The organism is Romboutsia sp. BSD2780061687b_171204_C1 (assembly GCF_015560225.1).
Classification (GTDB): domain Bacteria; phylum Bacillota; class Clostridia; order Peptostreptococcales; family Peptostreptococcaceae; genus Romboutsia_C; species Romboutsia_C hominis.
The window spans coordinates 1-21,643 of record NZ_JADMRK010000019.1 but is presented as its reverse complement, the minus strand read 5'-3'; the positions used below and the strand labels follow the sequence as shown (position 1 = coordinate 21,643).

General features: G+C 31.2%; 21 protein-coding genes, 5 tRNA genes and 1 riboswitch. Of the genes, 1 reads left to right on the top strand and 25 read right to left on the bottom strand.

All coding sequences use genetic code 11. From position 1 onward, the window contains the following. Positions 1–298: S-adenosylmethionine synthetase N-terminal domain-containing protein (locus I2H23_RS14695; RefSeq protein WP_243248326.1), on the bottom strand; the 298-nt coding region annotated here is incomplete at its 3' end. 183 nt (positions 299–481) lie between these two features. Then, positions 482–587, bottom strand: a riboswitch (SAM riboswitch). 213 nt (positions 588–800) lie between these two features. Here I2H23_RS14695 and yyaC point away from each other — a divergent pair. Further along, positions 801–1,310 (top strand): spore protease YyaC, encoded by a 510-nt coding sequence (yyaC, locus tag I2H23_RS14690; RefSeq protein WP_092921909.1) that lies wholly within the window; start codon positions 801–803, stop codon positions 1,308–1,310. Positions 1,311–1,532: 222 nt separating this feature from the next. On the opposite strand, the gene fabZ is transcribed toward yyaC, so the two are convergent. The 24 genes from fabZ to I2H23_RS14570 form a co-directional block, all read right to left on the bottom strand. After that, entirely contained in the window at positions 1,533–1,961 is a 429-nt protein-coding gene (gene fabZ / locus I2H23_RS14685; RefSeq protein WP_166506110.1) for a 3-hydroxyacyl-ACP dehydratase FabZ, read from the bottom strand. Positions 1,962–1,977: 16 nt separating this feature from the next. Then, on the bottom strand, positions 1,978–2,997 hold the full coding sequence (locus tag I2H23_RS14680; RefSeq protein WP_092921906.1) for a rod shape-determining protein: 1,020 nt from the start codon (positions 2,995–2,997) through the stop codon (positions 1,978–1,980). A gap of 117 nt (positions 2,998–3,114) precedes the next feature. Further along, the gene (spoIIID, locus tag I2H23_RS14675) at positions 3,115–3,381 is read right to left on the bottom strand and encodes a sporulation transcriptional regulator SpoIIID (RefSeq protein ID WP_092921904.1); all 267 of its coding nucleotides are present in this window, start codon (positions 3,379–3,381) and stop codon (positions 3,115–3,117) included. Between the two features lie 96 nt (positions 3,382–3,477). Next, positions 3,478–4,137 carry a M23 family metallopeptidase gene (locus tag I2H23_RS14670; RefSeq protein ID WP_092921902.1) on the bottom strand — a complete coding sequence of 220 codons (660 nt, stop codon included), beginning with the start codon at positions 4,135–4,137 and terminating at the stop codon, positions 3,478–3,480. A 254-nt stretch (positions 4,138–4,391) separates the two neighbouring features. Further along, the gene (spoIID, locus tag I2H23_RS14665) at positions 4,392–5,411 is read right to left on the bottom strand and encodes a stage II sporulation protein D (protein WP_195581981.1); all 1,020 of its coding nucleotides are present in this window, start codon (positions 5,409–5,411) and stop codon (positions 4,392–4,394) included. A 73-nt stretch (positions 5,412–5,484) separates the two neighbouring features. After that, a complete protein-coding gene (gene murA, locus I2H23_RS14660) occupies positions 5,485–6,738 on the bottom strand; it encodes a UDP-N-acetylglucosamine 1-carboxyvinyltransferase (RefSeq protein ID WP_092921898.1) in 1,254 nt (417 codons plus the stop codon). A 21-nt stretch (positions 6,739–6,759) separates the two neighbouring features. Further along, a complete protein-coding gene (locus I2H23_RS14655; RefSeq protein WP_240275474.1) occupies positions 6,760–7,497 on the bottom strand; it encodes a YwmB family TATA-box binding protein in 738 nt (245 codons plus the stop codon). 114 nt (positions 7,498–7,611) lie between these two features. Continuing rightward, complete coding sequence (locus I2H23_RS14650) at positions 7,612–9,162, bottom strand: nitrite/sulfite reductase (protein WP_166506112.1); 1,551 nt, start codon at positions 9,160–9,162, stop codon at positions 7,612–7,614. A gap of 421 nt (positions 9,163–9,583) precedes the next feature. After that, positions 9,584–11,413, bottom strand: a complete 1,830-nt coding sequence (gene glmS, locus I2H23_RS14645; protein ID WP_092921894.1) for a glutamine--fructose-6-phosphate transaminase (isomerizing) — start codon at positions 11,411–11,413, stop codon at positions 9,584–9,586. Between the two features lie 310 nt (positions 11,414–11,723). Further along, positions 11,724–13,070, bottom strand: coding sequence for a phosphoglucosamine mutase (gene glmM / locus I2H23_RS14640; RefSeq protein WP_166506113.1), 1,347 nt, complete (start codon positions 13,068–13,070; stop codon positions 11,724–11,726). 164 nt (positions 13,071–13,234) lie between these two features. Next, positions 13,235–13,777 (bottom strand): 2-oxoacid:acceptor oxidoreductase family protein, encoded by a 543-nt coding sequence (locus I2H23_RS14635; protein ID WP_092921890.1) that lies wholly within the window; start codon positions 13,775–13,777, stop codon positions 13,235–13,237. Between the two features lies 1 nt (position 13,778). Continuing rightward, on the bottom strand, positions 13,779–14,534 hold the full coding sequence (locus I2H23_RS14630) for a thiamine pyrophosphate-dependent enzyme (RefSeq protein ID WP_092921888.1): 756 nt from the start codon (positions 14,532–14,534) through the stop codon (positions 13,779–13,781). Continuing rightward, entirely contained in the window at positions 14,534–15,610 is a 1,077-nt protein-coding gene (locus I2H23_RS14625) for a 3-methyl-2-oxobutanoate dehydrogenase subunit VorB (RefSeq protein WP_195581979.1), read from the bottom strand. Before I2H23_RS14625 ends, I2H23_RS14630 begins: the two co-directional genes overlap by 1 nt. A gap of 24 nt (positions 15,611–15,634) precedes the next feature. Continuing rightward, positions 15,635–15,850, bottom strand: a complete 216-nt coding sequence (locus I2H23_RS14620) for a 4Fe-4S binding protein (RefSeq protein ID WP_195581977.1) — start codon at positions 15,848–15,850, stop codon at positions 15,635–15,637. Between the two features lie 47 nt (positions 15,851–15,897). Beyond that, the gene (locus I2H23_RS14615) at positions 15,898–16,575 is read right to left on the bottom strand and encodes an ATP-binding protein (RefSeq protein ID WP_195581975.1); all 678 of its coding nucleotides are present in this window, start codon (positions 16,573–16,575) and stop codon (positions 15,898–15,900) included. A gap of 49 nt (positions 16,576–16,624) precedes the next feature. After that, positions 16,625–17,719: a butyrate kinase gene (gene buk, locus I2H23_RS14610; RefSeq protein WP_195238849.1), complete on the bottom strand. Its 1,095-nt coding sequence runs from the start codon at positions 17,717–17,719 to the stop codon at positions 16,625–16,627. 21 nt (positions 17,720–17,740) lie between these two features. Continuing rightward, positions 17,741–18,643, bottom strand: a complete 903-nt coding sequence (gene ptb / locus I2H23_RS14605; RefSeq protein ID WP_166506116.1) for a phosphate butyryltransferase — start codon at positions 18,641–18,643, stop codon at positions 17,741–17,743. A gap of 411 nt (positions 18,644–19,054) precedes the next feature. Beyond that, complete coding sequence (locus I2H23_RS14600) at positions 19,055–20,230, bottom strand: CdaR family protein (RefSeq protein WP_195581973.1); 1,176 nt, start codon at positions 20,228–20,230, stop codon at positions 19,055–19,057. Further along, positions 20,227–21,069: a diadenylate cyclase CdaA gene (gene cdaA / locus I2H23_RS14595; RefSeq protein WP_195581972.1), complete on the bottom strand. Its 843-nt coding sequence runs from the start codon at positions 21,067–21,069 to the stop codon at positions 20,227–20,229. Before cdaA ends, I2H23_RS14600 begins: the two co-directional genes overlap by 4 nt. A gap of 151 nt (positions 21,070–21,220) precedes the next feature. Next, positions 21,221–21,297, bottom strand: a tRNA-Arg gene (locus I2H23_RS14590). A 12-nt stretch (positions 21,298–21,309) separates the two neighbouring features. Then, positions 21,310–21,384: transfer RNA gene (locus tag I2H23_RS14585), tRNA-Gly, on the bottom strand. Between the two features lie 8 nt (positions 21,385–21,392). Continuing rightward, positions 21,393–21,468: transfer RNA gene (locus I2H23_RS14580), tRNA-Asn, on the bottom strand. 15 nt (positions 21,469–21,483) lie between these two features. Next, a tRNA-Asp gene (locus I2H23_RS14575) sits at positions 21,484–21,560 on the bottom strand. Between the two features lie 6 nt (positions 21,561–21,566). After that, positions 21,567–21,642, bottom strand: a tRNA-Val gene (locus I2H23_RS14570). Between the last annotated feature and the right edge of the window lies 1 nt (position 21,643).

The window sequence follows — 21,643 nt, the reverse complement described above, 5'->3', positions numbered from 1 at the left end:
ATTGTTCATCTATTGCAGTTATTACTGCACAAGTATCACAGTCAAATCCATATTTAGCTCTGTCATACCCTATTTCTCTTACTGTTTCTCTTACTAATTTAGGAATGTCTACATATGTATTAGTACTTATTTCTCCTGCTACTAATACTAATCCTGTTGTAGTTGTTGTTTCACAAGCTACCCTTGCATGTGGATCTTTCTCTAATAATGCATCTAGTATAGAATCTGATATTTGGTCACAGATTTTATCTGGATGCCCTTCAGTTACTGATTCCGACGTAAATAAATGTCTTGCCATTTGTATCTCCTCCTTAATATAATTCATTTTATTTAGATTTGATTTCTAATCATTTATAATGATTTTCACTAAAATACAACCTAATTAAATCTTAAGAGCTAGGAGTTTAGTAATTATTTATCTAATAAAAAAACCTCTTCTTATTAAGAAGAGGTTAATTATTTCGTATATGCTAATTAACTAACCTCATCTCTCAAAACTATAAAGTCTTGTAGGATTTAGCACCTTTTCCCTAATGGGTGGTTGCTGGGCTTCACAGGGCCTGTCCCTCCGCCGCTCTTGATAAGGTAATCAAGAATTTATTAAGTTATTATTTTGTATCACTAACTTATATGTTACTACCTTTTTTATATACTGTCAATCTTTTATGCAATAATTTTTTGCTTGTCTATTCAAACTATCTTGTATCCTATTTAATAATTTTTTCATATTATATCTTATAAATCTATATAGGTCTTTTTTTATCCTATATTTCATATATTCTTGTGAAGGGGGTGTTCCTATGTATCTGGCCAAGGTCAATTATAATAAAGAAAATGTTGTTGAAATCCTTTGTTCTGTACTTAGAGACATAATAAATGATAATACAGTTGTGGTCTGTATAGGAACAGATCGGGCTATAGGTGATGCTCTTGGCCCTTTAGTTGGCACTATGCTTAAAAATAGCGACTTTAATTTCCCTGTCTACGGAACCTTAGATAATCCTATTCATGCTTTAAATATATATGAGTCTATCGAACATATAAAAAAGGCTCATCCTAACGGAAATTTTCTAGCTATTGATGCATGTCTGGGTGCAAAAAATAATATAGGAAATATCCAAGTCAGAGAAGGTCCTATTCTTCCTGGCAAGGGGGTAGGTAAAAAATTACCTCAAATAGGAAACTATTCTATTGTAGGTATTGTAGATAAGATAGATGAAAATAATAGATTTTCTTTTAATAACGTTCGACTTAGTTTTATATTAGAACTTGCCGAACTTATATCTTTATCTTTACTTCTTTCTACATGACAAATCAATATTTAATATAGCCTGTTCTTTAGATTAAATTTTTATAGGTTAGGCTATTTATCTGCTTTTTATTATTTTTAATGTTCTGCATACAAATTTTGACATATAACATATTTCAAAACAATTTTACTTGATTGTTTTATCTAATAATTTACTTACATCATATATCAATCTTAGAAAAATAAAAATAAGGCTATTTCCTTTAAGGAAATAGCCTTATTTTTATTTTTCTACAAGAGCAAACATTAACTCTCCACTACATACTAATTCTTCATTAACAAAAGCTTTTGCCAAAGCTTTTCCAATATTTCTTCTTATAGATGTCATTTCAACTTCCATAGTTAATGTATCCCCAGGTCTTACTTCTTTTTTAAATCTAACTTTATCTATACCTGCAAATACACCTAATTTTCCTCTATTCTCATCTACTGACATCATAGCTACACACCCTACTTGAGCCATAGCTTCTATTATAAGTACTCCTGGCATTATCGGGTATTCTGGGAAATGACCTTGGAAAAATGGTTCATTTACACTTACATTTTTTATACCTTTAGCTCTTTTTCCCTCTTCTAATTCTATTATCCTATCTACTAATAAAAATGGATATCTATGTGGTATTAATTCTTTTATTTGGTCTATATTTAACATTTAAGTACCCTCCTAATTATCTCCTTTTGAAGGTACCTCCTGTTTCAAGTAAATCTAAAGAACTTAAAGCAATTCCTGTACCTTTTGCAACACAAGATAAAGGTTCATCAGCCACTACAACTTTAATTCCTGTTCTATCTTCTATTCTTTTGTCTAGTCCATATAACAATGAACCTCCACCAGTCATTATTATTCCAGTATCACTTATATCTGCTGCTAATTCTGGTGGTGTTTTCTCTAGGACAGAAAGCGTTGATGCAACTATCTGCTCTGAGCATTCATTAAGAGCTTCTAGCATCTCAGTTGAATTTATAACTATGGATTCTGGTAATCCTGTAATTAAATTACGTCCACTTATTTTAATGCTCTTTTCATCTTCTCTTTTATATGCACAACCTACTTCTATTTTGATTTTTTCTGCAGTTCTTTCTCCTATAAGAAGGTTATATTGTTTTCTGATATATCTTACTATAACTTCATCAAATCTATCTCCACCCATTTTTATGGATTCACTAACTACAGCTCCTCCTAGAGATGTCACCGCAATATCTGCTGTTCCTCCACCAATGTCTATAACCATGCTTCCATTAGGTTTAGCTATATCTACTCCTGCTCCTATAGCCGCTGCTATTGGTTCTTCTATTATATATACATCTCTCGCTCCAGATTGTCTTGTAGCTTCTTCTACAGCTCTTTTTTCAACATCTGTGACCCCTGTAGGAACACATACCATTATTCTTGGCATAAAAAATCTACCAAAACCTTTTTTATCTACAGCTTTATCTATAAAATAAGTTAACATTTTTTCAGTTACATCATAATCAGAAATTACACCATCTCTTAGTGGTCTTATAGCTACTATATTACCAGGTGTCCTTCCTATCATTCTTCTAGCTTCTTCTCCTACCGCTAAGACAGATTTAGTTCTTTTATCGATTGCTACAACAGAAGGCTCTTCTAATACAATCCCTTTTCCGCTAACGTATACAAGAACATTAGCAGTACCTAAGTCTATCCCTATGTCCGCTCTAGACATGTTCTCAACTCCTTTTTGCATATTTTATATCTAAACGACTCATTGTCTAAAACACTCCTATAATACAAAATATACAAAAATACTACTTTAGTCAAGAATAATAAAAAAAATGTAGGCTTAACCTACATTTTTTTTGGAGCTCTTTTCATATTTAAGCTTTGTAGCCATTCCTCCTCTTATGTGTCTTTCAGATTTATTTTTTTCTAAAACCATCTTAACTTCTTTAGCTAGAGACGGGTTTATTTCTTCTAAACGTTCTGTTACATCTTTATGTATTGTACTTTTACTAACTCCAAATGTCTTCGCTGTTTGACGAACAGTTGTATTTTTCTCTAGTATATATTTAGCCACAACGATTGCTCGTTCCTCTATATGAGATCTCAAAGCTTTCCCTCCTCACATACTAGCCTTAATCATATATATGTGAAAAAGAAAAGAAATATAACAGACTTAACCAAATTTGATTAAGTCTGTTATATTTTATTTTATTAAACTCATTGGATCTATTGATTCTTTTCCTTTGAAGGCTTCTATATGAATATGTGGTCCCTCTGCACTCTCAACTACAGATGTATTTCCTGCTAAAGCTATTACATCTCCTTCTTTGACTGCTTGTCCGTCTTTAACTTTAATATCTTCACTTAAATTAGAATATATTACTGTTTTACCTTCACTTTCAACCTCAACTGACATACCATTAGCATCATCTTTAAAAATGTTAGTTACTTTTCCTGATAATAAACTTTTTATACTTTGTCCTTCTTTACAACTTACGTCTAAACCTTTATGCACTTCCCATAAGTTCAATGTTTCTGAGTAACTAGGTTCCTTTGCTGAATATTCTCTAATTACTTTTTCTCCTACAAATTCAAGTTTCGATGTTTTTTTAACCTCTTTATTTTTTGCTGTTTCTAAGTTTTCCTTTGATTCTGTAGAAGTTGGCACAGCTTCTTTATTTTCATTTTCTATTAGATGAACTTCATCTTCTTTTTTACTATTTTCTTTATCATTTACTATTTCATTATTTGCTGCTAGGTCGTTAACATCATTCTTTACAAACCAAACTCCTCCGACCGCAAGTAAACTAATGCATACAAATAATGCCAAATAAAATCCATCTTTTTCTAGTAGCTTTTTCATACAGCACCTCCAAATATATTTATGTATTTGTATTCTTATCTTTTATTTATATTTTTATACAATTTATACATATTTTGGATTAATTAAAAATGAATTTTATCTATTAATATATATGAAACTGACATATTTCCAAAGATTTCTCCCGTTTTTTTAATACCTTTTTTATACTTTTAAAATTCTTGCTATATTATCTGTACAAACTATTAACATTTCTATACTTAATATAAAAAAGAGCTTGATAAAAGCTCTTCTAATTAATATAAGTCTGTTATATCTGTTTCTTGATAATAATGATTTAGTATTTCATAATATCGATACCCTTCCTCTGCCATACCTTGTGCTCCCCACTGACTCATTCCAACACCATGTCCATATCCTTTTACTAAAAAATCTATATGATTCTCTCCAAATTTTAATTCAAAATTGGAGGAATTTAATTTAAATATACCTCTAATTTCTCTTCCTCTAATCTCCTTATTCCCAATTTTTATTTTATCTACAGATCCACCATCACTTCTATTTAAAATTTTTATTTGATTCTCTAGGTTAGATGGATTTAAACCTGCATTTTTATAATTACTATTTATAGCATTTATAAAATCTTTATTGCTTATCTTTAACTCAGAAGTATATTTAGGAGAGTACTCTTTATCATAAGGGCTTTCGACAGATTGTAAATATGGATATGCTTGTGCAAATACTTCTTCACAGTTTTCTGTCTTTCCTGATGATGTAGAGAAATACAGTGTAAGTATAGGTTCTCCCTTATAAGTTATTATCTGACCCTTTGTATCTCGTACTGCTTGCTGTATTTTAGGGTAATATTTATCCATCCAATCTTGTCCATTCTTTGCTTTTAATTCTTCATAATTCTTATATTCTTGGCAATGATTATAGTCAGTACATACGACTGCATTACTATGCTGATTTGATTTTCCTTGATTTTCTTTATACATTACATAAGTTCTTGCTGCTACAGCTTGTGCTTTAAGAGCTTCAATATTAAAGTCTACAGGCATCTCTCCTGCTAAAACTCCACATAAATATTTTTCTATATCCATCTTCTCAGTCTTATTAGTTTTATGATTGTATATATTTATTAAAGGAGCTTCTTTATCAACTGTTTCATAGTTGATTATCTTTTTTTTAGGATTGCTTAATGCCGATTCTTTTTGTATAGCCTCTATCCCATCGTAAGATACTACACTTAAAAATACAGGAACTGCTATAGACAAACCAACTATACTTCCTAAAAATACTAAAGGGTTATTCATATATTTTCCTCCTTAGTTAATTACTTGTACTTAAAATATATGAATAACCCTATTTATTTATTACTATTTATTTTTAGTCTTCTATTATCTCTATGTTTCCACCTAAAGCAGTTATTTTCTTATCTATATCAACATATCCTCTTTGTACGTGATATATTTCTCCTATTTGAGTTTCTCCTTCTGCTATAAGTCCACATAATATAAGTGCTGCACCAGCTCTTAAATCTGTCGCATTAACTTTAGCACCATATAATTGGTTTACTCCATTTACTATTGCGCTCTTTCCTTCTATTTTTATGTTTGCTCCCATTCTATTAAATTCGGCAACATGCATAAATCTATTTTCAAATACAGTTTCTGTAACTACCCCAGTTCCATTAGCTATTGTAAGCATAGCCATGAATTGAGCTTGAACATCTGTTGGGAATCCTGGGTGAGGTAAAGTCTTTATATCTATTGGCTTTAACACTTCAGGTCCTATAACTCTAACTGTATTATCTTTTTCTATTATTTCACATCCAGCTTCTATTAATTTAGCTGTAACTGGTTTTAAATGTTCCATCATTACATTTTCTATTGTTATATCACCTTTTGTCATAGCTGCTGCAACCATATAAGTAGCTGCTTCTATTCTATCAGGTATTATTGTATGCTCTGCACCTTTTAATTCTTTAACACCTTTTATCTTTATAGTGTTAGTTCCTGCACCTTTTACATTAGCTCCCATTTCATTTAAGAAATTAGCTAAATCTACTATTTCTGGCTCTTCTGCAGCATTTTCTATTATAGTTGTTCCTTCAGCTAAAGCTGCTGCCATCATTATGTTTTCAGTAGCTCCTACTGATGGGAAATCTAAGTATAATTTAGTACCCACTAATTTATCAGTTGTAGCTTCTACGAATCCATGATCCATATCTACTTTTGCACCTAAATGCTTAAATCCTTTTAAATGTAAATCTATAGGTCTTGTTCCTATAGCACATCCTCCTGGCATAGATATTTTTGTGTGGTTAAATCTAGCAAGTAATGGTCCCATTACTAAGAAAGATGCTCTCATCTTACTTACTAACTCATATGGTGCTTCACAAGTAGTTATGTTGCTTGCATCTACTGTTAAAGTGTTATCCTTATATTCTACTTTTGCTCCTAAGTGTCTTAATAAATCAGATATAACATGAACATCTTTTAAGTTAGGTACACACTTTAAAGTTGACTTACCGTTTGCTAATAACGTCGCCGCTATTATTGGTAACACTGCATTTTTAGCTCCGTCTATTTTAACACTTCCATTAAGTGGATTACTCTTTTTTACTATTATCTTTCCCATTTTTATTGTCTCTCCTCATAATTAATAATCTAATTTTATAATAGGTGTAGCAATATAAATTAATGTTTTATCTTCGTCTTCGCTATACCTCATCCCTATATTCAAATTAATATTATTTCCTAAATATTCTAAGTCATTTCCTTGTAAGATCTTACTATCTGCTGTAACAGATATAAAATTTTCCTCTTGTATTCTATCTACTTCTTGTGCATTCATATTATATAATATTTTCGTTAAAATATCATCACATTTGCTTAAATGTAACTTTTCTGAATATTCTCCAGATATACATGTATTTATATCTGCATTAATTGCAAATTTTTCTAATGTATTCTCAAGAACTGTATAAACGCCCACTATATTTTTATATACTTTATTCTGTAATATGTCAACCATTATGTGAGCCTCTTCGTCATTTTTCTTTATGAAAATTATGGAAATGCTTTCATCTTCTATTTTACCGCTTAAATGAATCTGTTTCTCATCTTTATTCCATATTTCTTCCCATGCTAAATCACTTTCTTCTAGTCCTAAATTATTAAGTATTTCTGTGCACATATCAACCATTTCTTCTTTTGATATGTTGTAATTTATAGAACCATTTGCTTTTATGTTATAAAAATTGAACTTAGCCTCTGTGTTTATAAATGTTCGTATTAATTCATTATATTCATTTTTTGATTTTGTATCCGCAAAAGATATTAGTATACCCATCATCATTAATATTAAAAATATACATATCATTTTAATTAGTTTCATGTAAAAGCCCCCATTAATTTATATATTATACTTAAATTATTAACATTTTTGGATATGATATACAAAAATAAAGCACTAAGATGACTTTAATCATCTTAGTGCTTTATTTTATTATTATGCTATATATTTATTTGCAAATTCCTTGAATTCCTCAACATTAGATCCTAAATATTCTTCAAAATTAATATTTTTTTCATCTAATAATAATCCTAAATTATATAAAAACTCTGGTATTTTATCACTAGCTATATCTCCATAAACTTCCCCAAGTTTTACGTTATCTTTTTTAGCCACACCACCTACATATAAAGTAAATGCTTCTTTTAACTCTCCATCTATTTTTTTCTTTTTACCTCCAAATCCAATTATACCTATTTGATGAGTTCCACAAGAACTTGTACATCCTGATATATGAATTCTTGGTAATTTATTTGTTGTATAGTTTTTCTTTTTGAAGTAGTCTAATATACTATGTAATAAACCTTGACTCTCTCCTATACCTATCTGACAAGTAGGGACACCTATACAACATGAAGTTTGTTCTATTGGAGTATTTCCACCCATAGTTTTTGTTAACTCTAATATATTTTTAGCTTCCTCTCCATTAAGATTTCTAAAATAAACACCTTCGCTCATAGAAAGTCTTATTTCTAAATCTTCAATTGACTCTAAAGCATTTATTAATGCTTCTAAGTCAGTTAGTTTTAGCTGTCCTCCAATTGGATGAAGATATACACTATATAACCCCTCTTGTTTTTGAGGTATTAGTCTTATATCTTGTAAATCTATTTTTGATCCTTTCTTTTTACAAGTTTTATTTTCTATATTTAAATCTAAATTTTCTCTTTCTTTTACTTCTTTTAGATGTTTTTTATAACATTTTAAGAACTCTTCTTCACCCATACTAGCTACAATATATCTTGTACGAGCTTTGTTTCTATTTTCATAGTTACCCTCAGCTATAAATAACTCTATCATAGCTTGTACATGGTATAAAACATCACTCTTTGGAACTAACTCATCATATTCCACTGCTTTTGCAGGATTCTTACCAATTCCACCTGCTATATAAAGCTTGAAAAATTCTTCTCCATTTTCTTTTACTGCTAAGAAACCTAAATCTTGTACAGTACAGTTAGCTGTATCTTCGCTACTATTTGAGAAAGATACTTTTAATTTTCTAGGTAACTTATATTTATATATGTCTTTCATTAAATATTCATTTACTTTTAAAGCATATTCTGTAACATCAAATGCTTCCCCGATTTCTACTCCTGATAATGGTGATAAGGCAACATTTCTAGGGAAGTTTCCTCCTCCACCTCTTGTATATATACCATGCTTTAATCCATCTTCCATTATGTCACAAACTTCATCTATTCCTAAGCCATGTAATTGTATAGCTTGACGAGTAGTTAAATGTACTTTATCTAGATTATATTTTTTAGCGCAATCATATATATATTTAAGCTTTTCTATATCAAGAACACCACTTGCTGTTCTAAGTCTTATCATAAATTCTTTACCACCACGATGAGCATATACACCCATTCCTCCTGATGCATGTTTGAATTCATTTACTGAAATTTCACCATTTACAAATTTATGACCTTTTTCCCTAAATTCAGGTATCTCATTTAATAATATATCTCTTAGCTCTTCCAATGTGTTTCCCTCCATTATAAAATAGGTTTTATTTAAATTGTAAATCTATGTAAGTACTTTGTAAACCCTAGCACCTATGCGATATTTTTATGGTTACTATATAATAATTTGATAGTTATTTTTATAACTATTGAATCATTATATATACATAACAAATTAATATAAGAACATGCTTTTGTTATATACTAATATTAATATTATGTAACTACAAAGAATATATATTCTAAAAAATAAAAAGTTTGATTCCCTAATGTAGACAACGACTTCATCCGTTAATTAAAGTGTCCTTTTAAAAATTTTAAACTTATTAATATATCTTATATATGAATTTTCAATAGTTCTATATTTAATAAAAAATCTTTATATGTAAAAAAGGACTACCTTAGTAAGGTAGTCCTTTATATATCTTTTAATTTAAAATTTATTCAACTGTTACTGATTTAGCTAGATTTCTTGGCTTATCTACATCACAACCTCTTTCAACTGCAACGTAGTAAGATAATAATTGAAGTGGTAAAACTGTTAATATACTTGATAATATATCATCCACATTTGGTATATATATTACCTTATCAGCAGCTTTTTCAACTTCTTTATTCTTTTCTTGAGCTATTGCTATAACATAAGCTCCTCTAGCTCTAACTTCTTCCATATTAGATACCATTTTTTCAAATAGTTCTTCTTGAGTAGCTATAGCTATTACTGGAGTTCCTTTTTCTATTAAAGCTATTGTACCATGCTTTAGCTCTCCAGCAGCAAATGCTTCAGCGTGTATATAAGATATTTCTTTTATCTTTAATGCACCTTCCATAGCTAAGTTATAATCTAATCCTCTACCTAAGTAGAAAGCACTACTTGCTTCTCTTAATGTTTTAGCTACATCTTCTTTTATATAAGTTTCTTGTTCTAATGCTTTTGAAACTTTTTCTGGCATTTCTTTTAATTTTTCTATCATTTCATTGTAGAACTCTTTTGTTATAGTTCCTTTCTTTATAGCAAAGTCTAATGCTATCATGTAGAATGAAACTAATTGAGTTGTGTATGCCTTAGTTGATGCAACAGATATTTCTGGACCTGCCCATGTATAGAACACATCATCTGATTCTCTAGCTATAGAAGAACCAACAACGTTAGTTACTGATAATATTCTAGCTCCTCTTTCTTTAGCATATCTTAATGATGCTAAAGTGTCAGCAGTTTCTCCAGATTGACTTACTAATATTAATAAAGTATTTTCGTCAACAAATGGATCTCTATATCTAAATTCAGATGCTATATCAGTTATTACTGGTATCTTTGCAAACTTTTCTATAGCAAACTTTCCTACAAGACCTGCATGATATGCTGTACCACATGCAACTATATAAACTTTATTTATTTTGTCTAAGTCTTCCTTAGTCATTTTTATATCATCTAATTGGATTTCTCCATTTTCATTTAATCTTCTTATTAATGTTTCTTTAACTCCGTTTGGTTGTTCGTATATTTCTTTTAACATGAAATGCTCATATCCACCTTTAGATGCAGCTTCAACATCCCAAGTTATTTCTGTAACTTCTTTTTTAACTTCTTCTCTATTTTCATTTAATACTGTTAATTTATCTCCAACTATATGAACAAACTCTCCATTTTCTAAGAAGTATACATTTCTAGTATACTTTAGTATTGCAGGTATATCTGATGCTATAAAGTTTTCACCTTCACCAAGACCTACTACTAATGGGCTATCTTTTCTTACTGCAACTAATTCACTGTTATTATCTTTACATATAACACCTAATGCATATGCTCCTCTTAATCTTTCAGTTGCCTTATAAACAGCATCTAATAGGTTTCCTTCGTAGTATTTATCTACTAAGTGAGCTACTACTTCTGTGTCTGTTTGAGATAAGAATACTACACCTTCTGCTTGTAATTCTTCCTTTAATTCCATGTAGTTTTCTATTATACCATTGTGAACTACTGCTATTGTCTTATCCATATTGAAATGAGGATGTGAGTTTACATCTGATGGTTCTCCATGAGTTGCCCATCTAGTATGTCCTATTCCTAATCCACCTTCTATAGGATTTTTTTCTAAATCTTCAGCAAGTATTGCTAACCTTCCCTTGAACTTTCTTATTTCTAATTCATTTCCAGTGTTTACTGCAACACCAGCCGAGTCATATCCTCTATACTCTAATTTTGAAAGTCCTTCTACTAATACTTCTGTTGCTTGTCTGTGTCCTAAATATCCAACTATTCCACACATATTAAAATTCCTCCTAAAAATATTTTTTGTTTTATATATTTTAAGAGTTAGGTCATATTTACTTAAGTTTTCCCTTTGTCCAAAGAATTACTCCCTTGTTTTAAAGAAACTTTTACGATGGTAAATTCACCGCAGAGCATCCGCCGATAATTCGATAAACTCTGTCCTCGTCAACTTAGAAATTTTATAAAGTATTTCTTATAGCTAAGTTCTGGCGCTTTATAAAGTGAATACTAAGAAATATCTTAGCAATTCACCCTTTTAACTTTTACGCTTGGGTAATACTAGGCCTTAGCATTCACTTTTTAAATTACGATAGTTTTTCTTGTATAAGGTTAGCTAAATTTGTAGCTAATTCTTTTATTTGACCTTCCTCTTTACCCTCTAACATAACTCTTACTAATGGTTCTGTTCCTGATGGTCTTATTAATACCCTTCCACATCCATCTAGTAATTTTTCTATTCTTTCTATTTCACTCTTTATTTCTGGGTATTCCATGTATCTATTTTTATTTTCATTCTTTATTCTAGCATTAACTAACACTTGTGGATATTGAGTCATCACTGCTGCTAATTCTGATAACTTCTTACCTTCTTCTAATACTATTTGGGCTAATACTAATGAACTTAATACTCCATCTCCTGTAGTATTATAGTCTAAGAATATCATGTGCCCTGATTGCTCTCCACCTAAGTTATATCCAGTGTTTTTCATTTCTTCAAGTACATATCTATCTCCTACAGCAGTAGTAGCTAGATTTATTCCATGTTCCTTAGCTGCTATAGTAAGTCCTATATTACTCATCACTGTAACTACTAATGTATCCTTTGCTAACTTACCTTTATTCTTTAAGTGTATTGCACTTAATATCATTATATGGTCGCCATCTACAATGTTTCCATTTTCATCAACAGCTATTAATCTATCTGCATCACCATCATATGCAAGACCTAAGTCAGCATTATTCTCTACAACAGCTTTTTGTAATCCCTCTGGATGTGTTGAACCACATTTATCATTTATATTATTTCCATTTGGTTGACTATTTATTGTTACAACGCTTGCACCTAATTCTTTAAATATTATTGGTGCAACATTATAAGATGCTCCATTAGCACAGTCTAACACAACTTTTAATCCTTTAAAATCTACTTTTACTATAGATTTTAAGTAATCTATATAATCTCTCTGTGAATCATGTACATATACCTTTCTTCCAACATTTTCTCCTACTGGAAGATAATCAACCTTTTCTATATTGTCTATATAATTTTCTATTTCTAATTCTACAGAATCATCTAATTTATATCCATCTTTATTGAAGAACTTTATACCATTGTACTCAACTGGATTGTGAGATGCTGATATAACAACACCACAATCAGCTTCATATTTTCTAGTTAGGTATGCAACTGCTGGTGTTGGAACTACCCCAACTGTCATTACATCACATCCAACAGACATAAGTCCTGCTATTAAAGATGCTTCTAACATATCTCCTGATACTCTTGTGTCTTTTCCAACTACTACTTTAACTTTTTCTTTTCCTTGAGCTAGTACATATCCTCCAGCTCTACCTAATCTGTATGCTAAATCGCAAGTAAGTTCTGTATTTGCTACACCTCTTACTCCGTCTGTTCCAAAATACTTTCTCATAAAAAATCTCCTTTCGTGAAGAAAAGCTCGTCAATTATAATATATTATTATACACATTTAAGTGTTCTTAATTCCAAGTTTATTCCATAAAGACATTTTAATACATATATAAAAAAAGGACAATAGAATTCTTTCTATTGTCCCCTTTTTTGTAACTTTTTATATTATTTTATAGAACTAGATCCTTTTTGTAAAGCTTCCTTATTTAATGGAACGAATTTTTCTTTACTTGGTCCAAATACTTTCTTGAATGCTTCTAAAACTGAGTCTACCTCTACTGTTGGTTCAGTTTTTAAATAAGCACCTAACATTACCATGTTAGCAACTCTAGGGTTTCCTAACTCTAAAGCTATATCATTAGCTGGTATATAGTAAACATCAACATCATCTCTTTCTACTTTTCTTTCTATAAGAGAACTGTTAACTAATATTTTTCCACCTGGCTTAACTTCACTTTCAAACTTATCAAGTGATGGTAAGTTCATTACTATTGCACAAGTTGCATCTCCTGCTATAACTGGAGAACCAACTGGCTTATTAGATACAGTTACTGAACAGTTAGCTGTACCTCCACGCATCTCTGGTCCATAAGATGGTAACCAAGAAACTTCTTTACCTTCTAGCATACCTGCATATGTAAGTAATTGTCCCATAGACATTACCCCTTGACCACCAAATCCTGCACATATTACTCTAGCTGTAGACATATTACTTCACCTCCTCAGCGATTTCAACATCTTTTATATTGCCTATTGGATAGTATGGCATCATATTATCTCTTAACCATTGTAATGCATCATTTGGATTTAATCCCCAGTTAGTTGGACATGTAGATAAAACTTCTACTATACCAAATCCAAGTCCTGCTTGTTGTACTTCGAATGCTTTCTTTATAGCTTTTTTAGCTTTTCTAACATTAGCAGGAGTATCTACAGAAACTCTTTCTACAAACACTGCACCTGGTAATGTAGCTAGCATTTCACTCATTCTTATTGGGAATCCTTGCTTATCTATTTGTCTACCATATGGAGCTGTTGTAGCTTTTTGTCCAACTAATGTAGTTGGAGCCATTTGCCCACCAGTCATTCCATATATAGCATTATTTACGAATATTGTAGTGAATTTTTCACCTCTAGCTGCTGCATGAACTATTTCAGCTGTACCTATAGATGCTAAGTCTCCATCTCCTTGGTATGTAAATACTGTCTTATCTGGATGAACTCTCTTTATTCCAGTAGCTGCTGCTGGAGCTCTACCATGAGATGCTTCTTGCATATCACAATTAAAATAGTTGTATGCTAAAACTGAACATCCAACTGGAGCTACACCTATAGTGTCTCCTAATACATCTAACTCTTCTAATACTTCTCCTACTAATCTATGGATTATACCATGAGTACATCCTGGGCAGTAGTGTGTTTGAGCATCTGTTAATCCCTTAGTTTTCTTAAATACAACTGACATTATCTAGCACCTCCTACAGCTAATTCACTTTCCATTACTTCTTTTGCTTTATTAGCTATACTTTCTGGATCAGGTATCATTCCTCCTGCTCTTCCGTAGAAGTGTACAGGTAATCTTCCTTCAACAGCTAATCTTACATCCTCTACCATTTGTCCCATACTCATTTCAACAGTTAATAAGTTTTTAGCTTCTGGTATTTGATTGAATGCTTCAAATGGGAATGGCCATAAAGTCTTAGGTCTTATTAAACCAGCTTTAATTCCTTCTTCTCTTAACATATCTATAGAGTTTTTAACTATTCTTGCTGTAGTACCGTAAGCTACAAATACTAATTCAGCATCTTCAGTCTTATACATTTCATAATCAACTTCATTTTTTTCTATTTCTCTGTACTTAGCTTCTAACTTTATACAGTGTTTTTCTAATTCATCTGGTTGTAAGTATAAAGAATTTATTACATTAGGCTTTCTTTCTCCTTTAGTTCCTACTGTAGCCCAATCTTTAGGTTTTAATTCTCTAGTTTTAGGAGCTTTAAATTCTACTGGCTCCATCATTTGTCCTATCATACCATCTGCAACTACCATGACTGGAGTTCTATAGTAATCAGCAACATTGAAAGCTTCCATTATCATATCAACAGCTTCTTGAACTGTAGCTGGAGCATAAACTGGAGTTCTATAGTCTCCATTTCCTCCACCTCTTGTAGACATAAAGTAGTCAGATTGAGAAGGTTGTATTCCTCCAAGTCCTGGACCACCTCTCATTACGTTAACTACAACACATGGTAATTCAGCACCTGCTGCATAAGTTATACCTTCTTGTTTTAAAGCTATTCCTGGTGAAGATGAAGAAGTCATAACTCTAGCCCCTGCTCCTGCTCCACCATATATCATGTTTATAGCAGAAACTTCTGATTCAGCTTGAACAAATACTCCTCCAACATTAGGTAATTCTTTAGACATATATTCTGGTAATTCATTTTGTGGTGTTATTGGATAACCAAAGAAATATTTACATCCAGCTTCTATAGCTGCTTTCCCAAATGCTTCGTTACCCTTCATAAGTATCTTAGCCATTTACAAATCCCCCTTATATTTTAATTAGTCTCTCTCAACTGTTATAACTGCATCTGGACACATAGTCGCACAGTTTGAACAACCTATACATTTATCCATTTCTACTACTGTAGCTGGATTGTATCCCTTTTTGTTGATTTTGTTATTATCCATTACTACTATTTGCTTTGGACATGCAGCTACACATAATGCACATCCTTTACAAAGGTCTTGATTGAAAGTTACAGTTCCCTTAGCCATATTCCTTTGTCCCCCTTAGAAAAATTTATAATTATTTTACTAATAAACTACATCCAAGCTTCTCTCATATAAAGCTTGATAGGGAAAATTTCTCCCTCTAAACCTTCTGGAAGTTGTGGAACTAATTCTTCTAAACATACTATATATTTAACTGGTATATCGTACTGTCTAGACACTTGCTCAACTAATTTTTGACCTTTTAAAACATCATCAATTGTAGTTGACCTTACTAAATGTGTATTGTTTACTAGCCCAGTAACCTTAAGACCAGAAGATTTCTCAATTGCTCTTATATGACCTATTACATCTTCTACTGACTGAGTATATTCTCTATTAGCGTTTACTACACAAAACATATCGTAGTCAGCTTTTTCTATTAATTCGTGGAATCTACCTACCACTCTAGCTCCTACGTTGTCCCCTCCCACATCCATAACATAACTATAAGAATTATCTGTTATTGGTGACATTATTTGAGGAGATATAGCTGGTAAATCTAAAGTTGGTGCGTCTATTGAACTATATATAGGAAGGATATCTAAAGAATTTAATAAATCCTTTTTTTCCCTTGTTCTAAAATAAACATTTACTACATCTAAATCTGATAAGGCAACTTTACCTTCTACCTCATTTCTTAATTTGGTAACATAGTTCATAGCAAACTCACTTTTACCACTACCATAGTGTCCTATTATAATTCTTATCCTCTTATCATCTCTTATCATTAGTTACCACCTATTAAGTCAATTTTGTATTTATATTAAATTTATATCATTAACTATATTGAACTTCATATCCATAATTTTTGGGTTCTTCTTCTTTATTTAATACTCTAAGTCCACCTTGAGCTAATGCTATCATTTCATCTTCACCTGGGTAAACTTTTACATCAGATATAAAATTAACTCTCTCTTTAATCATTCCTGTAAACATCTTAGAGTAAGCTATTCCACCAGTTAAAAGGATTGCATCTACATTACCTTTTAATACTGATGCACAAGAACCTATTTCTTTACTTACTTGGTAAGCCATAGCTTCATATACTAATTTAGCTTTTTCATCACCAGCTTCTATTCTAGATTCAACTTCTCTACCATCATTAGTATTTAAGTATCCTACTAGACCACCATTTCCTTTTATCTTTTTCTTTATTTCATCTTGAGTGTATTTTCCACTAAAGCACATCTTCACTAAGTCTCCGACCGGTAATCCACCACTTCTCTCTGGCGAAAATGGCCCTTCTCCATCTAAAGCATTGGCAACATCTATTACTTTACCTTTTTCATGTGCTCCAACAGATATTCCTCCACCCATATGTGCTACTATAAAGTTACAGTCAAAATACTCTTTTTCTAATTCTTTAGCTGCTCTTCTAGCAGTAGCCTTTTGGTTTAAAGCATGGAATATACTCTTTCTATCTATATCTTCACTCCCTGATATTCTAGCTACATCATCCATTTCATCTACAACTACTGGATCAACTATGTAAGATGGTACATTTACTGCATCTCCTATTTCTTTTGCTATAATTCCGCCTAGATTTGATGCATGTTCCCCTAATACACCAACCTTTAAGTCATCAATCATAGCTTCATTAACAATATAAGTTCCACCTTCTATAGGCTTAAGAAGTCCACCTCTACCTACTACTGCATCTAAATCAGATGTTTTTATTCCACCTTCTGTTAATGCATCTTCAATCACTGTTTTTCTAAACTCAAACTGATCTGAAATCTTCTCATACTTGCCTATTTCTTCAGAAGAATGTCTTAAAGTTTTTTCAAAGACTAAATCCTCATTATCAAATACTGCAATCTTCGTTGATGTTGAACCAGGATTTATAGTTAATATTTTGAATACCTTATTCAATTGTGTTACCCCCTTAATAAACTAGGCTTTAGCTGCCATTAATACCCCTAATGCTATAGAATTTAGTTTAGTTTCTTCATTGTCTGCTCTTGATGTTAATATAATAGGCGCTTTAGCCCCTACTATCACACCTGCATTTTTAGATTTTGAGAAAAATACTAATGATTTATATAATATATTTCCAGCTTCTATATCTGGAGCTAATAATATATCTGCTTTACCTGCTACTGGATGATTTATTCCCTTATGATTTGCGGCTTCTATTGATACAGCATTGTCTAATGCAAATGGACCTCCTACTATGCATCCTTTTATTTCGCCTTTTTCACACATTTCTTCTAATTCTTTGGCATCTATTGTATCTTGCATTTTAGGATTTACTTTTTCTTTAGCACATAATGCTGCTACTTTTGGTGTGTTGATATCGAGTGCATGAGCTACCGTGCATGAATTTTCTATGATTTGTTTTTTGATATTTACATCTGGTGATAAGTTCATAGCTGCATCAGTTATAAAGAATAATCTATCATAACCTTCTACATCAAATACAGCTACATGGCTTAGTACATTCCCTGTTCTTAAACCAACCTCTTTATTTAATACAGCCTTTAGAATTATAGATGTATCTACTAAGCCTTTCATTACCATATCAGCTTTTCCTTGAGATACTAATTCTACTGCTTTTAATGACGCTTCTGATAAATCTTTTATATCTTTTAGTTCATAGTTATTAAGGTCTATACCTACATCATTTGCTATTTCTCTCGTTTTTTCTATATCCCCTACTAATATAGCCTTTGCTATCCCTTCTTTTCTCGCCATTTCTACTGCCATTAATACCTCTTTATCTTGGCAACATGCTACAGAGATAATTTTAGGACCTCTTTCCTTAGCGAATTTTATTACTTCTGTAAAGTTTTTCATCTAATCCACCCCATTTTGTATGCAATAAATATAGATTGGTACGTTTAGCTTTTAATAAACATCTCTATCCCCTTAATTCTGTTAATTTTTAAGCTAATTACTAATTTGTCTCATACCTATATTATATATATTCTACCAACGTTTTCCCACTATATTTATAATTTTTAAATTTTCAGAATTATTTCACTTTTATATAATGTCAATTATCCTTTTAAAAAATCTTCAATATATATCATTATGTATAATTATACCTTTAATAGTTATAATCCTTTATAATTGACAGATTTTTAATTATTTTTTTATTTGCTGATATGTTAGTAAACTATTTTAGTAAATCTAAGAGCCATATTATTTCATATTAATTAAAAAAGACATAAGAAAAATACTATATTTTCTTATGTCTTTATATTATTATATCTCACTTGGATCTATAACTATTTTATTAAATTTATAACTAGAATCATATTCTATCTTATATTTTTGATTTTCATTTGGCTTAGATAAATCTATGTATAGTTTTATGTCTGATTTTTCTAAGTTTTCTATTGTGCTAGGATAATCAGCAGTAACCTTTACAGATTCTGGAATATCGATATCTGATGTATTCTTACCATCTGAATTTCTTAATTCTATTTCATCTTTGCTATAAGTAAATTCCTTCTGTAATGATTTATCGCCATTAAGCTTTATAGTAATATATTTTGTATCTGATGATATACCTTTTGGAATATTTAACTCTACATCCTTAGGAAATCCAGATGTTATATCATCTAAATTAACCTCTTTAGTTTCTATATATTCTATACCATCGATTAAATCTTTACTCCCTTTTATGATGATATTGCTTTTACTAAGCTCATAACTCGGTACTTTTTCATTATCTGATGTATTTTCTTTTAATTTAACCCTTATTGGAACAGTTTTTTCTTTTAATAACGTTGCTGATACTTTTAATGTTGATTGATATAACTTTACGCCTTTAACTTTATTTCCATTTTTATCTACTGGTATTAAATTAATTTCACTTGAAAAATCTTGTGTTCTTGAGCCTACATCTAATACTCCAATCACTTTAGTTACCTCATTCACTAAAGTCCTTGGACCTGATACTTCTATGCTCTTTTTATCTCCATCTATACTTACTTTATCTATATTACCTTTAGAATTTCCTTCTAATTTAACTTCTATATTTTTATTTTCTTGTACTATTTTATCTAAATTAACTGCTATAACATTGCTCTTTAGCTCATGAGTCATTCCTGGCAAAGTCGGTACCCTTAAGTATACTTGATTTTTTCCTTCCATAGGATTTTCTATAGTACCATAAACGTGTATATCTTCTTTTTTTACCTTTTGTATCTTAGATAATTTGCCGGAAATAGAAACATCAATAGTCAATTCTCCATCTGGATAAATTACAAAACCTTTTTCTTTTAATTCATTCATATTACTTATAACTATAGGGACGTTCTCAAATAGCTTAGTATCCGTCGGATCCACTATTGCCATTACATATAGCCATAATGTTATTGCGCTAAGCAGGGATATTAATTTTATTTTTGTATTATGCTTTAATTTATTCATCATTTAAATATCCCACCTTTTAAAAAGCTTTTTTCATCAACTTTAGGCTTTAAATTTTTCTTAAGTATACTTTCCATTCTTTCTTTTGGTATATTTCTATATATTTTTCCCGCTTTTGCAATTGATACATCCCCTGTTTCTTCTGATACTATAAGGGATATACAGTCAGAAACTTCACTTACTCCGACTGCTGCTCTATGTCGTGTTCCTAGATCCTTACTTAAGTCTTTACTCTCTGTTAAAGGAAGGAAACATGCAGCAGCTTTTACCTTTGAGTCTCTAATAACAACTGCTCCATCATGTAATGGTGTATTTGGAATAAATATATTAATTAGTAATTGTCTTGATACCTCTGCATCTATTATAGTTCCCGTATTTATTATATCACCTATCTTAGTTTCTCTTTCCATTATAATAAGAGCTCCTATTTTTTGTCTTGATAGTGAATATAAAGCCTCGACAATCTCTTCTATCATTTTATTAAATGTTTCTTCAGATGTATTAGGACTTCCTTTTAGAAAGAATTTAAATCTCGTCCTACCTATATGTTCAAGTCCTGCCCTAAGTTCTGGCTGGAATATTATTATTGCAGCTAAAAAACCAATCTCAAGAGCATTTAATAATAGCCAGTGAAGTGTATGCAATTTAAAAGTCTCGCTCAACTGAGTCGCTACTAATAAAAATATTATTCCTTTTAAAACTTGCTCTGCTCTTGTATCCTTTATAAACATAAATATTTTATAAAATATATATGCTACTATGGATATATCTATAATATCATTTACAGTTACTTTATTGATAATATCCAAAAAAACACTGAAAAAAGAATTTATATCCAACACAGTTTTGTCCTCCTGTTTGACAGCTTCTTCATTACTATATTAAGTATTATACTATATTAATATAAGTATATACAAACTATTTAGCTCCTATCATTTTTTATAATTTAAAAATAAACATAAAAAAAAGTTTCACTATAGTGAAACTTTATATTGGTGAGCGCACAGGGATTCGAACCCCGGACACACGCCTTAGAAGGGCGTTGCTCTATCCAGCTGAGCTATGCACCCATGTAATTAAAATGGAGCGGGAAACGAGATTCGAACTCGCGACTTCAACCTTGGCAAGGTTGCGCTCTACCGCTGAACTATTCCCGCAGATTCAATGGCGGGAATAACAGGACTCGAACCTGTGACCCATTGATTAACAGTCAATTGCTCTACCAACTGAGCCATATTCCCGCGTATTTAATTAAGTGGCGACCTGGAAGGGACTCGAACCCTCGACCTCCAGCGTGACAGGCTGGCATTCTAACCAGCTGAACTACCAGGCCGCATATTGGTGGGACTAACAGGGCTCGAACCTGTGACCCCCTGCTTGTAAGGCAGGTGCTCTCCCAGCTGAGCTATAGTCCCA

Excerpts from the sequence above, each read along its gene's own strand:
- yyaC (WP_092921909.1), top strand. The coding sequence starts at position 801 with ATGTATCTGGCCAAGGTCAATTATAATAAAGAAAATGTTGTTGAAATC.
- fabZ (WP_166506110.1), bottom strand. The coding sequence starts at position 1,961 with ATGTTAAATATAGACCAAATAAAAGAATTAATACCACATAGATATCCA.
- I2H23_RS14680 (WP_092921906.1), bottom strand. The coding sequence starts at position 2,997 with ATGTCTAGAGCGGACATAGGGATAGACTTAGGTACTGCTAATGTTCTT.
- I2H23_RS14670 (WP_092921902.1), bottom strand. The coding sequence starts at position 4,137 with ATGAAAAAGCTACTAGAAAAAGATGGATTTTATTTGGCATTATTTGTA.
- spoIID (WP_195581981.1), bottom strand. The coding sequence starts at position 5,411 with ATGAATAACCCTTTAGTATTTTTAGGAAGTATAGTTGGTTTGTCTATA.
- murA (WP_092921898.1), bottom strand. The coding sequence starts at position 6,738 with ATGGGAAAGATAATAGTAAAAAAGAGTAATCCACTTAATGGAAGTGTT.
- I2H23_RS14655 (WP_240275474.1), bottom strand. The coding sequence starts at position 7,497 with ATGAAACTAATTAAAATGATATGTATATTTTTAATATTAATGATGATG.
- glmS (WP_092921894.1), bottom strand. The coding sequence starts at position 11,413 with ATGTGTGGAATAGTTGGATATTTAGGACACAGACAAGCAACAGAAGTA.
- glmM (WP_166506113.1), bottom strand. The coding sequence starts at position 13,070 with ATGAGAAAGTATTTTGGAACAGACGGAGTAAGAGGTGTAGCAAATACA.
- I2H23_RS14635 (WP_092921890.1), bottom strand. The coding sequence starts at position 13,777 with ATGTCTACAGCTAGAGTAATATGTGCAGGATTTGGTGGTCAAGGGGTA.
- I2H23_RS14630 (WP_092921888.1), bottom strand. The coding sequence starts at position 14,534 with ATGTCAGTTGTATTTAAGAAAACTAAGGGATTAACAGATGCTCAAACA.
- I2H23_RS14625 (WP_195581979.1), bottom strand. The coding sequence starts at position 15,610 with ATGGCTAAGATACTTATGAAGGGTAACGAAGCATTTGGGAAAGCAGCT.
- I2H23_RS14620 (WP_195581977.1), bottom strand. The coding sequence starts at position 15,850 with ATGGCTAAGGGAACTGTAACTTTCAATCAAGACCTTTGTAAAGGATGT.
- I2H23_RS14615 (WP_195581975.1), bottom strand. The coding sequence starts at position 16,575 with ATGATAAGAGATGATAAGAGGATAAGAATTATAATAGGACACTATGGT.
- ptb (WP_166506116.1), bottom strand. The coding sequence starts at position 18,643 with ATGAAAAACTTTACAGAAGTAATAAAATTCGCTAAGGAAAGAGGTCCT.
- I2H23_RS14600 (WP_195581973.1), bottom strand. The coding sequence starts at position 20,230 with ATGATGAATAAATTAAAGCATAATACAAAAATAAAATTAATATCCCTG.